This window comes from Kitasatospora sp. NPDC050463 (genome assembly GCF_040655255.1).
GTDB lineage: Bacteria > Actinomycetota > Actinomycetes > Streptomycetales > Streptomycetaceae > Kitasatospora.
The window spans coordinates 68,135-81,239 of sequence record NZ_JBFAJO010000034.1 but is presented as its reverse complement, the minus strand read 5'-3'; the positions used below and the strand labels follow the sequence as shown (position 1 = coordinate 81,239).

Genomic DNA, 13,105 nt, shown 5'->3' with positions numbered 1-13,105 from the left:
CGTGCGCCTTCCGGACCCGCAGCGCTCCCGGATCGTCCTCATCGGTGCCGGCACCTACCGCGATCCCCACCTGCTCGACCTCCCCGCCGTCCCCCGGACGATCACCGACCTCGCGGCGGTCCTCACCGACCCGACGCACGGACTCGTCCCCGAGGACCACTGCACCGTCCTGCTGGACGACGGCGACCTGCGGACGGTCGGCCAACGGCTGCGCACCGCCGTCCAGGAGGCGGAGGACCTCCTGCTGGTCTACTACACCGGGCACGGCCTGGTCGCCGGACGCCGCCACGACCTCTATCTCGGCCTCCCGGACAGCGAGTTCGTGGCACCCGAGTTCAGCGCCCTGGAGTACGACAAGCTGCGCGGCGCCGTGCTCGACAGCCCCGCCACCGCCAAGCTCATCGTCCTGGACTGCTGCTTCTCCGGCCGCGTCGTCACCGACTCGATGGCCGCCGACGTCACCGAACTCAGCCGGCTCGAAGTGGCAGGCACCTACGTCCTCACCTCCGCCCATCGCGACCAGGTCGCGCTCTCGCTGCCCGGGGAGGACCACACCGCCTTCTCGGGACGGCTGATCCGCCTGCTCCGCGAAGGCGTCGTCGGCGGCCCCGAACTCCTCACCGTCGACGACCTCTACCAGCGGCTCGCCACCACCATGGCGGCCGAGGGCCTGCCGACCCCGCTCAACCGGGGTACCCGGACCGCCAGCCTGATCGCCCTCGGCATCAACCGGGCCTTCGCCGCGACCGCCGGCCCCGAACTGCGCGAACGGCGCGTCGCAGCGGTGGAGCGGGGCAAGGACGGCCACTGGAAGGAGGCCGCGGAGACGCTGCACGGCATCGTCGAGGAGTCGACCCGGATCCTCGGCCCCGAGGACGCCGACACCCTGCTCGGCCGACAGTCCCAGGCACACAGTCTCGGCGCCGCCGGGGACCCGGCCGAAGCCGCGCGCCTCCTGCGGCAGCTCCTCGCCGACCACGCCCGCTTGCTCGGCCCCGACCACCAGGACACCCTGCGCACCCGGCAGTTCCTCGCCGTCAACCTCGGCGAAGCCGGCCACCGGGAGGAGGCTGTCGGCATGCTGCGCATCCTGCTCGCCGACCGCAGCCGCCTCCTGGGCACCGAGGACGCGCACACCCTGCGCACCCGCCACCTGCTCGCCCGCAACCTCGCGCTCAGCGGGGGCGGCGACGAGGCGGCGACGAGGCGGCGGCGCTGCTGCGGCAACTGGTGGCGGAGCGGGAGCGAGTCCTGGGGGACGAGCACCCCCACACGGAACGGGCACGGACGGACCTCGCGGCGTTCGGCAGGGACCAGGAAAGGGATTGACCAGCGTGTTCGAAAAGTTCACCGACCGCGCGCGGCGGGTCGTCGTCCTGGCTCAGGAAAATGCCCGGAGGCTCAACCACAACTACGTCGGCACCGAGCACCTCCTCCTGGGTCTGATCCACGAGCGTGAGAGTGCCGCCGCCCAGGCCCTGAGGAACCTCGGGATCTCTCTCGAAGCCGTTCACCAGCAGGTCGTGGAGGTCATCGGCCTGGGTCAGGTCGCCCCGTCCGGTCACATTCCCCTGACCCCCCGGGTGAGGAAAGTCCTGGACCTGTCATTCCAGGAATCCCTGCGACTCGGTCACGACGACATCGGCCCCGAGCACATCCTGCTCGGCGTGATCCGCGAGGGCGAAGGCGTCGCCGCCCAGATCGTGGCGACGAGGCTCGGAACCCCCCTCGACCGGGTACGTCAGGAGGTCATCAGTATCCTGGTCGGCCTCGCACCCGCCCCGAAGCCGGCTCCTCCCCCCACCCCGCGACTGAACCGGTTCGCCCGGAACCTCAGCCAGGCGGCGGCCACCGGTGCACTCGACCCCGTAGTCGGACGGACACGGGAGATCGAGCGACTCACCCACATCCTCGCCCGGCGGCAGCGGAACGTCCCCCTGCTCGTCGGCGAGCCGGGCGTCGGCAAGACCAGCATCGTCACGGGCCTGGTCCACGCCATCGCCGCCGAAACCGTCCCGGCGGCGTTCGCCCGCCGGGCCGTCCACTCTCTCGACCTCGGCTCCGTCTTCACCAACCCGCAGAACCACGGACGCTTCGCGGAACTCATGACCGGCCTGCTCACCGAGATCAAGCACAGCGACGACCTCGTTCTCTTCCTCGACAACGCACTCACCGTCCTGCACACCCAGGAGGGCCGAGGCGAAGCACTCGCCTTCCTCCGGTCCGTCCTCGGCCAGCCGGGCGTCCACGTCATCGCCGCCTGCACCACCGCCGAGTACCGCCGCCGGACACCGGATCCGGGCCTCGACAAGCTGCTCCAGCCGCTGGAGATCGGCGAACCCCCGGTGGAGGACGTCCTGGAGATCCTGCGCGTCGTCCGGCCCCGGCTGGAGAAGCACCACGGCGTGACCATCGTCGACGCGGCGCTCTCCACCGCCGCCGCACTCGCGCGGGACAACCTACCCGGCCAGGCGATGCCGGGCGCCGCCATCGACCTGCTCGACGAGGCGAGTGCCCAGGCCGGCGCCCGTGATGCGGACCGGCAGCCCGATCCCGTCGTCGACGAGTACGAGAAGCGGATCGCCGAACGGCAGGAGGACCGGGCTTCCGCGCTTGCCGGCCAGGACGTCGAACTGGCGGCCCGCCACGATGGGGAGGTGGCGCAGTTGATCGCGGCGCTCGCCGAACGCCGTCTACAGACGGGCGGGGCTGGAGCCCCGGGCCGCCGGGTCGACGAAGCCGACGTGGTGAACGCCCTCGCGGTCCACTCCGGCCTTCCGCCCACCCCGCCGGACGAGGCCCACGACCGGCCGTCCCGCCCCGGGACCGGCACCACCGTGCCGCGCCCGACCGTGCCCCACGACCCCTCGGTCTGGGCGATGAGCTGACGGGACCTGCCGTGCACTCACCGCCCCGGGAGTTCACCAGCCGCGTGACCGGTCCGCCGCCGCCCGCAGGCGCCTGACCTCGGCGATCAGGCGGGGCACGTCCTGGCGTGCGGCCGCGATGAAGTCGATGTCCGCGTCGAGCCTCGGGTCCCGCCCGGCCAGCTGCGCGCCTTCGACGAACCGACTGACGTAGATCTCCTCGTCCTGGTCCGCCTCGGGACGGATCCGGATGAAGCTGTCGCCGCCGAGGCCGTGCCGCCCCTCCAGCCAGGCGGCCCACGGGCCCGGTGCCGCCGCGGCGGCCCGTCGTTCCATCGCGCTGAGGTCTTCCTCGGTCAACGGTCCGTCAGCAGTCATGGGCCGATCCTCCCGGTACCGCGCCCGGATGTCCACGCAGCCGGCCCGCCGCCGCCGTCATCCGGCCGGGCCGGGCAGCGGTTGGCGTCACCCGACGAGCCGCCGGCGCCAGTCCAGCGGCCGCACCTCGACGGCCTGGGCCGGATCTCCGTCCCAGGCTGCCGGCAGACCGACTTCCGCCAGCGCCGCCACCACCTCCCGGCCGATGGCGGCCGTCGTGTCCGCCGAGCCGTCGAACCCACCGTAGAGCAGCGTCAGCCCGTGGCCGGCGGCGGCCGCATCGGTGGACTGCGTGTGGAAGTAGACGAAGCCGCGGGCCTCCGACGAGCCCGCACCGCCGATCTCGGACTCACCGCAGGAGCGGCAGCAGGTGAAGTTCTCACGGGCCGTTATCCCGGCCGCCTCCAGTGTGGCGAACGCACGGGTGAGCCGGTCCGGGTCCGTCTCGCCCTCCCAGGCGGCCTGCTCCTCGACCCGCTCGCGCCACATCCGGTCGGCCAGCTCCCGTGCCTGCGCGGGTGAGACCGGCCGGCGATCACCGGAGACGAGGTAGTCCTCCGCGAGTTCGGCGAGTTCCGCCCGCGACGGGTAGCCGCCGACGAGGGTCTGCCGGAGTCGCCCCTCCAGTTGCACGCGGTCGTCCTCGTCCAGAACCAGCGGTGGGACGGGCTCCCCGGCCAGGGCAAGCCGCGTCCAGTCCAGCCCGTCGTCCCAGCCGTCCTGGAGGCGGGCCCAGCCGGTCATCGCCGCGATCACCGGCTCGGGTCTGTCGAGCAGCACCTGGAAGTGCCGGTCGGCGGAGCCGACGCGGTGCTCCAACGTGTACTCGCCCCCGGTCTCGTGCCACACCTGGATGTAGAAGTCCGGGACCTCCGGCATCCGCTCGACGATGAGGAAGTGGTTGTCCGGCCCGCCGATGCCGTGGATCAGCTCGGCCAGCGCCTCGGCGGTCACCCGAGGGTGCCGCGCGCCGGACTCCGTGTGTGCCGTGATCGCCAACATGCCGTCACTCTGACACGGACCACTGACACCCCGGCCGCCCGCGGCGCACTGCCGGGGGCCTCCGAACACCTTGCGTGTGCGGAGAGCAGAACAACCGGACCAGCCGGATCGGCGGGGTCAGGCCGGGTGGACGAGGCGGCTTTCGTAGGCGAAGACCACGGCCTGGATCCGGTCACGGAGTTCGAGCTTGTGCAGGATTCGCCCCAGATGGGACTTCACGGTCGCCTCCGCGAGGTACAGGGCGGCCGCGATCTCGGTGTTGGACAGACCGTGGCCCACCTGGACGAGGACCTCGCGTTCACGGGCGCTGAGCCGGCTCAGCCGCTCGCCGTGCTCGGTGCCGGCGCCGCTGCCGCCGGGGATGTGCGGGCGGAAGTGCTCCAGCAGACGTCGGGTGATCCGCGGGGAGACCACCGCGTCGCCCGCGGCGACGCTGCGTATCGCGGTGAGGAGCTCCTCGGGTCTGGTGTTCTTCAGCAGGAAGCCCGAGGCTCCGGCGTTGAGCCCGGCGAAGGCGTAGTCGTCCAGGTCGAAGGTGGTGAGGATGAGCACTCTGCTCTGCGGGCAGAGCGCGACGATCTGTCGGGTCGCCTCGATCCCGTCCGTCCCGGGCATCCGGACGTCCATGAGGACGACATCGGGGCGCAGCTCCCGGGCGAGGCGTACGGCCTGTGCGCCGTCGGCGGCTTCGCCGACCGGTGCCATGTCCGGCTGGGCCTCCAGGACCGTGCCGAAGGCCATCCGGAGCAGCGCTTCGTCGTCGGCGATCAGGATGCGGATCGTCATGCGGACGCCGCTCCGCTGCTGTCGAGGAGGAGGCGGGTACGGACTCCCCAGCCGCCCCCCGGAAGCGGTCCGGCCCGCAACGTCCCCCCGTAGGCGGCCGAGCGTTCGCGCATGCCGGGGATGCCGTGGCCGGAGGAGGTGGCGGCGGGCGGCGGCGGGCAGGGACCGCTGTCGGTGACGTCCACGGTGACGGTGTCGGCCGAGCACCGTATCCGGACCTTCGCGTGAGTGCCGGTGGGAGTGTGCTTGAGGGCGTTGGTCAAGGCTTCCTGTACCAGGCGGTAGACGGTGAGTTGTGCGCTGGCGGGGATGTGGGTGCGGTCGCCGTGGACCTCCAGGCGGGTCGGCAGCCCGGCGGCGGACATCTGGTCGGCGAGGGTCTCCAGTTGTGCGATGCCGGGCAACGGGTGGCGCTCCGCGTCCGGTTCGTCGGTCCGTAGGATGCCGAGCGAGCGCCGCATGTCGGTCAGGGCCTGTCGGCCTGTCTCGGAGACCTGGAGCATCGCGGTGGTGGCCTTGTCGGGCGACCGGTGCTGCGCGTAGACGGCGGCGTCGGTGAGCGCGACCATGACGGACAGGTTGTGCGTGACGATGTCGTGCATCTCCCGGGTGATGCGCGTCCTCTCCTCGGCAGCGGCCAGTCGCGCCTGCTGCTCCTGTTCCTCCGCCAGGCGTGCGGCCCGTTCCTCCAGGGCCGCGAGGTAGGCGCGCGTGGTCCGCACGTTCACACCGAGGACGGCGGCGGCGACGGCCATCGCGGTGACGGCGACGAAGGGCGTCGGGAACGCGCCTTCCGGAGCCCAGCGCAGGCAGGCCAGCAGGACCCCTGCCTCCACGACGGCACCGGCGACGAACGTGCCGCGCCGCCCCGAGTTCGCGGCCACCGTGTAGAGAGCCACCAGCAGGGCGATGTCCGCCGGTAGTTGGACGTCCGTCAGCCACTGGACGAAGGCCGCGGCCGCCACGGCGCCGAACACCGTGAGCGGGGCCCGGCGCCGCCACACCAGGGGCAGCGCGAGGGCGGCGGTGAGGGCCACGGCCACCGGCAGCTCCTGCGGCGCGCGTGTGGTCACGACGTTGATGAGGAGAAGCGTCGGCAGCAGCGAGTCCCCCACCATGGGCGGCAGTCGGGAGCCCAGGCGCGCGACGGCTGTCACCAGTCGCGCCGCTCCGCCGGAAGCCAGGTCGGCGTACCTCGTCAGCCGTGGGGCTGTCCTCGCCCACCGCGCCTCGGGCCGGTCGCGCGCCTGGTCCCGGTCGCGCACCCGGTGGGCCCGGCCGGGTTCCGCGGCCGACTCGGCCATCGCACCTCCCTGTCGGTTCGACGTCATGGCGGCCCCGACCGGGGCTGCCACCGCGTACCGCCGGATCCGCGTCGATTACGGAGGACGTACGCCTCGCGCTGCCCGGCACGTACCGCAGCCCTGTCACGGTAGGCCGCGGGCCCGGCGCAGCACATCAGTCCACCGTCTGACGGCACCGTGCCGGGATACGACCGCAGGAGGAGTCCCACTACCTCCCGTGGTCGCAGGGCGGCCGCTGATCCGGCGTGCTCGGTGCTGCTCCGGTTGCACGGGGACCTGCCACGGATTGCGACCCCGGTCGTAAGCGACGGCGCCCCGGGGTCGATGTGGCAGCGCGCACCCGGCGCCGAGTATGGCCGGGTGACCGAGATCATCGCGGGACTGCAGATGTCCCCACCGGAAATCCTTGCCGTGCCGGCTGCCGTCGCACTGGTGGTGGCGCGCTGGCTTCCCCCCGCCGCCCGCCCGCGCGTCACGATCGCGGCGGGAGCGGTCCTCCTGCTGTCCGCGATCGCGCTGGGCGTGGCGGGGCTCCGCTGGCAGATGCTGCCGGTCCTGGCAGGCGCTGCCTTCGCATCGCCGTTCGCCTTCGCTCCCGTGCTGCGACGCCGTACCGGCCGGCCGGCGTGGCGGGCCCGCTGGTGGCTGGCGTTGCCGGGATCAGTGGCCTGCGTCGGCTTGATCGCCACGGGCCCGGTGGCCGCCTGGGCCTTTCCCGTACCCGTGTTCCCCGAACCGACGGGCGAGTTCGCGGTCGGCACCCGCGTGGTGCAGTGGACCGACCCGCGCCGTCCCGAGACCTTCACCGCCGACCCGGACGACCGGCGCACCGTCGTGGTCCAGCTCTGGTACCCCGCGCCGAGGAGCCCCGCGGGCGCGCAGCGGGCCCAGTACCTCGGACGCACGGAGCAGGAGGCGCGCACCGTCGCCGAAGCCCTCGCCCGCGGAGTCGGCCTGCCGGGTTTCCTGGTCGACGCCGTTCCGCGCGCCCGCACCCGTTCGGTCTTCAACGCCCCGGTGGCCGGCGAAGGGGGGCGGTTCCCCGTCGTGCTGTTCTCGCCCGGATCGGGCGGAGTGCGGACCCAGAACACCGCCTGGGCGGAAGAAGTGGCCAGCCACGGCTACGTGGTCGCCGCCCTCGACCACCCGTACGACTCCGCCGCCGTCGTCCTCACCGACGGCCGAACGATCACCACCGAGACCGCCTCCACCGGCGACCCGGTCGAGGACGACGAGCTGGCGGCCGGCTGGACGGCGGTTCGAGCCGCCGACCTGGGCTTCGTCCTCACCCAGCTGGACGGTCTGGACCGGGGTGGGAGCGCCGACCCGCTGGGCGGACGCCTGGACACCGGCCGGGTCGCGGTGACCGGCCACTCCATGGGGGGTGCGGCCGCCCTGCAGGCAGCCCGGCAGGATCACCGGTTCGACGCCGTCATCGATCTGGACGGCTACCCCCACGGCCCCACCTCGCCCGCCCTCGACCAGCCGACGCTCGCGCTCACCCAGGCCGTCACCCCGGCAACCGATCCGCGTTACCTACCCCGCCTCACCGAGGCGCTCGCGGCCGGCACCGCGACGAGCTACCGGCTCACCATCCCCGGCGCCGCACACCTCACGTTCATGGACGGCCCCCTGTACCTGCCGCCGGTGCCCTCGATAGTCGGCTCCCTGGGCCGCACTGTGAGCCCGCGCGTCGTCGCCGCGGCCTCCCTCGCCTTCCTGGACGCCGTTCTGCGAGACGCACCCGGCGACCTGGCCGGCGTCCTGCCGGCCTTCGGCGACCTCAGCGTCCACCACCCGGACGGCCCCCCCTGATCAGCCGTTCCGGGGCGCCACCGACGCACGCGGTGCGATCGACATCCCGCCCCGGGAGTTCGCCGACGCCTGCGCGAGCGGTCGGGAGCGGGGGACTCCCGACCACGCGGCGGCTCCTGACCACGCGGCGACCCCGGACCAGGCCGGCCGCCCACCACCGGCGCGTGTTCGACCGCCGTTGCCACCCGCACCTGACGCCGACGCGAGAACGCCCTGCCCCGGTCACCGGACCGGGGCAGGGCGTTCTCGGATATGGGGTGATCAGGCCTTCGGGGTGGGCGAGGGCAACGTGCCCGTCAGCAGGGGCCACTCGCGGTGGAAGGACGGGAGGGGGAGCTTGCCCTCCAGGACCGGGGTACCGAAGATCTTCAGGTGGGCGGTGAGTGCGCCGTTCAGGTCGACGCCGCCCAACAGGGCCCAGCCGCCCTGTACCTGGGGGGCGCCGCCCGGGACGTCGACGGTGAGGGAGCCGTCGACCTGGGCGCGCAGGTAGGGGGCCACGGTGGCCTCGACGCCGACGGTGTCGTAGAGGCCGACGCTCACCTCGGCGCCCAGGGCGGCGCGGGCGCCGGCCTTGCCGCTGAGCCGGACGTGGACCGGGGAGACCTTGGTGTCGGCGGCGTCGGTGGACGAGGTCCAGCCGCGGCCGCCGGTGTAGTCGGCGTGCACCGCCCAGGTGCCGGTGGCCTCCTGTTCGGCCTCCAGGTGGACCTGGCCGTCGGCGCTGATCTCCAGGTAGCAGGTGAGCCCGAGGTTCACCACGACCGGCAGGCCGGCCACCGTGATGACCGGGCTGGCCTGGAGCTTGGCGAAGGGCACTCGGATCGGCGCGGCGCCGGTGCTGCGGGCGAGGTCGCCGGTGACCTTCCACCGCGCGTGGGCGCCGAGGTCGAAGCCGATCGAGGCGGTGCGCGGGCCGGTCACGCCGGCACCGTGGTACGCGAAGTGCACGGCGGGGTGCAGCTGGAGGGAGCCGGAGGCGGCGGCGCTGAGGCCGTCGGGGAGCGGGATCGGCGCGTTGACGTCGACCTCCAGCGTGCCGGAGGCGTCGGCCGTGGTGGTGCCGTTCTCCCGGGCGACGGTCGCCTTGAGGTCCTTGACCAGCGGCGTCACCTTGATCGCCTGCGGGTCGACGGCGACCTTGCCGTCCGCCTCGGCGCCACCGAGCAGCTCGGTCAGCGTGGCCGGCCGGGTCGCGAGGGTGACCGAACCACCGCTCGCCGAGCGGACGGCCGTGACCGCCACCAGCGCGCCCTGCGGCGCGGCGGCCGTCGGCGGGCTGGCGATGAGCTGGCCGGGCCGGACGGCCTCGGCGACGGCCGACGGCTCGACCGACGGCGCCGTCGACGGAGCCACCGGCGGGGCCGTCGTCGGGGCTGCCGTCGGAGCGGCAGACGGGGCGGCAGACGGGGCGGCCGCAGCCGCCAGCACCGCCGTGCCGGCGGCCGGGTCGTACGCGGTGAGCTGGAGGTTCTTGGCGGCCGGGGAGACGGCCGTGCCGTCCTTCCCGGGCGCGCCGACGGCCGCCTGCTGCGCGCCCGGCTGGGCGGCCGTGACCGGCAGGGCGGTGCCTGGCGGAGGCCCGGAGGGGGTCGGGGCAGCCGCCGCGGTGGCCGCCCGGGCCTGCGGGGAGCCGGGCGAGGTCGCGGCCACCGGGACGTGGCCGGCGACGGGGGTAGAGGTGGAGGCGGCGACCGGGGCACCGCCGGTCGCGTCGGCCACCGGGGAGGCCTGCTGGGCGCCCGAGGTCGGCCCGCACGCAGCGACACCGAGCAGCACCAGCGAAACGAGGGCAGGGCGGACCGCCATGCTGAGGGAACTCTTCAACGGGACTCTTTCGGAGCGGCGGACGAGGACACGACCGCCCGTGATCAGTGGACGCGGGGAGGCGGCTCGCACGGCCGCGCCGCCATGTTACTGACGAGGAATCATCTTGTCGAAGTCATGAACATGCCCCGCGAGTCAGCGCCAAGGGCGCCAAAAGGACGCCAATTGACCTGCCATCAGGTCCAGTTGAAGCGAACGACCGCCGCCGACCCCCGACCTTCGACGGGGCCTCGACCTCCGGTAACCCGTCGACCGACGGGGGCCGCACCCCCGCCGACCGGGAGACGGCCCACCGCGCGCGGACACCCGGCCATTCCCCGGCGGGAATTGTCCGGCTCCGGTGGGCCGCACAGGATGGGCCCCGGACGACGGACCGCCGACGGCCGGAGCGCCGCCGGCACCACCACCACCACCACCACCCCGCAGGAGAGCGCCATGACCGGCACCACCACCGCACAGCAGATCGCCGACCGCTACATCGCCGTCTGGATCGAGCCGGACCCGGCGCTGCGCCGCCGGCTCATCGAGGCGGTGTGGGCACCGGACGGCCTGCACGTCCTCCAGCCGCCGGAGGAGATCCGGGACAGGGCGGCGGAGTTGGGCTTCCACTCCCCCACCCTGGAGGCGCGCGGCCACAACGCCGTGGAGGCCCGGGTGGCGCGGAGCTACCAGGAGTTCGTCGCCGCCGGAGAGCACACCTTCCGGGCCCGGGACACGGCCGTCCGGCTCGGCGACGTCCTCAGGTTCACCTGGGAGATGGTCCCCACCGGCGGCGGGGAGGCGCTCGGGAGCGGCGTCGAGTTCCTCGTCCTGGACGCCGAGGACCGGGTGACGGCCGACTACATGTTCCCCGGCCCCTGAGCGCCCGGGTCTCCGACGTCCGAACCCTGGGTCCGTTCCCGGTGCGCCGCCCGCAGGGCCTGGGCCGTCGGCTCGTCGGCCGGAAGGAAGGCCTCCAGCTTCAGCTCGGCGAGCGTGATGTCGACCGCGGTGGCGAAGGTGGTCACCGTGGTCATCAGGTGCAGGTCGCCGCGCGAACTGCGCAGGTGGAGCGGGACGGCGAAGCCCAGGTGGTCGGCGCCGGGGGTGTCCGACGCGGGCACGTAGCCGAGCAGTTCGGCGTGCAGCTCGCGCAGGTGGCCGGTCCGCTCGACGATGTGGCGGGCCCAGACGGGGAAGTTGAGGATGCGCGGGGCCATGCCGTCGGGGTGCAGGGCGAGGCGGTAGGCGTTCGTTCCGGGGCCGACCAGTTCGGGAGCGGCGCCCTCGGTGATCAGGCCGAGCGCGTCGTTGGCGGCGACCACGTCACCCTGCCGGTCCACCACCACGGCGGGGTAGGGCAGATGGCCGGCCAGAATGTGGTCGATGGCGGCGCGCACCGGGGCCAGGTCGGGGCCGTCGAGCGGGCTCTCGGGGTAGGCGGGGGCGTAACCGGCGGCCAGCAGCAGCTCGTTGCGTTCCCTCAGGGGGAGGTCGAGGGACTCGGCCAGCCGCACGACCATGCCCCGGCCGGGCGCGGAGCGGCCCGACTCGATGAAGCTGAGGTGGCGCTGGGTGGTCCCCGCGCGGGTGGCGAGGTCGAGTTGGCTGATCCGGCTCCGGGTGCGACGCTCACGGAGCGTCCGGGGAAAGTCCACCCGGCAGTTGTAGCCGGTGCGGCGGACAATCCGCCATTCCCTCGTGGGAATCATCGCCGGTTCCCGGACCGGCGAGGGCTCCGGGCCCGGATGTCGCTCCGGCCCGGGCAGACCGGGCAGACCGGGCTCAGATGCCCCGCTTCGCCGTGATCACCCGGTCGTCGATGGCGGTCAGCAGGGCCGCGTGGTCGATCTCCGTCCGGTCGGCGTAGCGGAGGGCGAAGTCCGCGATCGCCTCCGGAAAGGTGTCGTTCGAGCCCAGGTAGCCCGCGATGGCGAGCCGGTCTCCGGAGCGGGCGTGAGCGCGGGCCAGGGCCCGGCCGCAGAGGTCCGCGTAGGCGCGCAGGCCGGAGGTGGTCATGTCGGCGACCTCCACGGAGCCCTTCATGTCGCGCAGTTGGCGACCGTAGTAGTGGCGGCCGGCCGGGCCGGTGGTCCAGCCGAGGAAGATGTCGCTGGCGGCCTGCATCAGGTGCTGGCCGACGACGACCCGGCGGCCGCCGTGGGTGGCGGACACCTCGGCGTCGGTACGGGTCCCCGCGGGCAGGTGGTCCTCCAGGACGGACCGGGTAGCCTCCTTGATCTGCAGGAAGAGCGGGTCGCGGGCGTCGCGCCCCTCCAGCAGGAGGATGTAGCAGCGGGTCCCGACGCTGCCGACGCCGACCACCTTCCGCGCCGCGTCGACGAAGTGGAAGCGGTCGAGGAGGACGCGGCGGTCCTCGCTGAGAGTGGCCCGGTAGTCGCTGAAGATCTGTCCGACGCTGCCGAGTTCGTTCTTCGACAACGGCTGGATCAGCGGCGGCTCGCTGATGATGCGGCGCCGGCCGTCCTGCTCCTCGGTGAGCTTGTCGAAGGCCTGCATGCTGGTGCGGCGCCGGGCGTGTGCCATCCCGGCTTCGACCCGCTTGCGGCGCTTGACCTTGCCGATCAGCGGCAGCAGGTCCTCCGTGTCGATCCGGGCGTACCAGACGTCGAGTTCGCTCATCGTCGCCAGGCGCCGCATCGCGGTGGCGTAGCCCTGCCCCGCCGCGAGTGCGGCCCGGCGGGCGTGCGCGTCGTCGTTGCCCTTGTCGCGGGCCGCGACGGCGACGCTCGCGGCGAGCCGTTTGACATCCCACTCGAACGGGCCGGGGTAGGTCTCGTCGAAGTCGTTGAGGCCGAAGAGCAGCGCGCGCTCCGGCGAGGCGTACATGCCGAAGTTCACCAGGTGTGCGTCGCCGCAGAGTTGGACGACGATGCCGGTGTCGGGGACGGCCGCGAGGTCGGCGGCCATCACGGCGGCCGCGCCGCGCAGGAAGGCGAAGGCGGACTCGGCCATCCGGCCGTAGCGGATCGGCAGCAGCTCGGCGACCCGGTCCCTCCCCTGCCGTTCCAGCACCGCGACCGGGTCGGGTCGGTCGGCGGCGGGGATCCAGCGGCCGTGGGCGGAGCGCGAGACCCGGTCGCGAGCGGCCCGGCCGCGCCGGCGGCGTTCGGCGGGACTGGTCAT

The 13,105-nt window shown here is 73.6% G+C and carries 11 protein-coding genes; 4 read left to right on the top strand and 7 right to left on the bottom strand.

Translation table 11 applies throughout. From position 1 onward, the window contains the following. Window position 1 precedes the first annotated feature (1 nt). Together AB0J08_RS22090 and AB0J08_RS22085 are read left to right on the top strand one after the other, a co-directional pair. Window positions 2–1,459 carry a caspase family protein gene (locus tag AB0J08_RS22090; RefSeq protein ID WP_360636732.1) on the top strand — a complete coding sequence of 486 codons (1,458 nt, stop codon included), beginning with the start codon at window positions 2–4 and terminating at the stop codon, window positions 1,457–1,459. Beyond that, on the top strand, window positions 1,377–2,888 hold the full coding sequence (locus AB0J08_RS22085) for a Clp protease N-terminal domain-containing protein (protein WP_360636786.1): 1,512 nt from the start codon (window positions 1,377–1,379) through the stop codon (window positions 2,886–2,888). The genes AB0J08_RS22090 and AB0J08_RS22085 overlap by 83 nt, the downstream gene beginning before the upstream one ends. A 33-nt stretch (window positions 2,889–2,921) precedes the next feature. Here AB0J08_RS22085 and AB0J08_RS22080 read toward each other — a convergent pair whose 3' ends face one another. The 4 genes from AB0J08_RS22080 to AB0J08_RS22065 form a co-directional block, all read right to left on the bottom strand. Next, window positions 2,922–3,245: a hypothetical protein gene (locus AB0J08_RS22080; RefSeq protein WP_360636729.1), complete on the bottom strand. Its 324-nt coding sequence runs from the start codon at window positions 3,243–3,245 to the stop codon at window positions 2,922–2,924. Window positions 3,246–3,332: 87 nt separating this feature from the next. Then, entirely contained in the window at window positions 3,333–4,247 is a 915-nt protein-coding gene (locus tag AB0J08_RS22075; RefSeq protein WP_360636726.1) for a hypothetical protein, read from the bottom strand. A 117-nt stretch (window positions 4,248–4,364) separates the two neighbouring features. Further along, window positions 4,365–5,033 carry a response regulator transcription factor gene (locus tag AB0J08_RS22070; RefSeq protein ID WP_360636723.1) on the bottom strand — a complete coding sequence of 223 codons (669 nt, stop codon included), beginning with the start codon at window positions 5,031–5,033 and terminating at the stop codon, window positions 4,365–4,367. Then, window positions 5,030–6,337 (bottom strand): sensor histidine kinase, encoded by a 1,308-nt coding sequence (locus tag AB0J08_RS22065; protein ID WP_360636720.1) that lies wholly within the window; start codon window positions 6,335–6,337, stop codon window positions 5,030–5,032. Before AB0J08_RS22065 ends, AB0J08_RS22070 begins: the two co-directional genes overlap by 4 nt. Window positions 6,338–6,661: 324 nt before the next feature. Between AB0J08_RS22065 and AB0J08_RS22060 the strand changes: the two genes are divergently transcribed. After that, a complete protein-coding gene (locus AB0J08_RS22060; protein WP_360636717.1) occupies window positions 6,662–8,152 on the top strand; it encodes a hypothetical protein in 1,491 nt (496 codons plus the stop codon). A 261-nt stretch (window positions 8,153–8,413) separates the two neighbouring features. Here the strand turns inward: AB0J08_RS22060 and AB0J08_RS22055 are convergent, their stop codons facing one another. Continuing rightward, window positions 8,414–9,979, bottom strand: coding sequence for a hypothetical protein (locus AB0J08_RS22055; RefSeq protein WP_360636714.1), 1,566 nt, complete (start codon window positions 9,977–9,979; stop codon window positions 8,414–8,416). A gap of 354 nt (window positions 9,980–10,333) precedes the next feature. Here AB0J08_RS22055 and AB0J08_RS22050 point away from each other — a divergent pair, with 354 nt between their 5' ends. Further along, window positions 10,334–10,840 (top strand): hypothetical protein, encoded by a 507-nt coding sequence (locus AB0J08_RS22050; RefSeq protein ID WP_360636711.1) that lies wholly within the window; start codon window positions 10,334–10,336, stop codon window positions 10,838–10,840. On the opposite strand, the gene AB0J08_RS22045 is transcribed toward AB0J08_RS22050, so the two are convergent. Beyond that, window positions 10,819–11,616 (bottom strand): helix-turn-helix transcriptional regulator, encoded by a 798-nt coding sequence (locus tag AB0J08_RS22045; RefSeq protein WP_360636783.1) that lies wholly within the window; start codon window positions 11,614–11,616, stop codon window positions 10,819–10,821. The genes AB0J08_RS22050 and AB0J08_RS22045 overlap by 22 nt on opposite strands. 127 nt (window positions 11,617–11,743) lie before the next feature. Next, a complete protein-coding gene (locus AB0J08_RS22040) occupies window positions 11,744–13,105 on the bottom strand; it encodes a DUF2252 domain-containing protein (RefSeq protein WP_360636708.1) in 1,362 nt (453 codons plus the stop codon).

Excerpts from the sequence above, each read along its gene's own strand:
- AB0J08_RS22040 (WP_360636708.1), bottom strand. The coding sequence starts at position 13,105 with ATGACCAGTCCCGCCGAACGCCGCCGGCGCGGCCGGGCCGCTCGCGAC.
- AB0J08_RS22070 (WP_360636723.1), bottom strand. The coding sequence starts at position 5,033 with ATGACGATCCGCATCCTGATCGCCGACGACGAAGCGCTGCTCCGGATG.
- AB0J08_RS22050 (WP_360636711.1), top strand. The coding sequence starts at position 10,334 with ATGGGCCCCGGACGACGGACCGCCGACGGCCGGAGCGCCGCCGGCACC.
- AB0J08_RS22075 (WP_360636726.1), bottom strand. The coding sequence starts at position 4,247 with ATGTTGGCGATCACGGCACACACGGAGTCCGGCGCGCGGCACCCTCGG.
- AB0J08_RS22065 (WP_360636720.1), bottom strand. The coding sequence starts at position 6,337 with ATGGCCGAGTCGGCCGCGGAACCCGGCCGGGCCCACCGGGTGCGCGAC.
- AB0J08_RS22080 (WP_360636729.1), bottom strand. The coding sequence starts at position 3,245 with ATGACTGCTGACGGACCGTTGACCGAGGAAGACCTCAGCGCGATGGAA.
- AB0J08_RS22060 (WP_360636717.1), top strand. The coding sequence starts at position 6,662 with ATGTGGCAGCGCGCACCCGGCGCCGAGTATGGCCGGGTGACCGAGATC.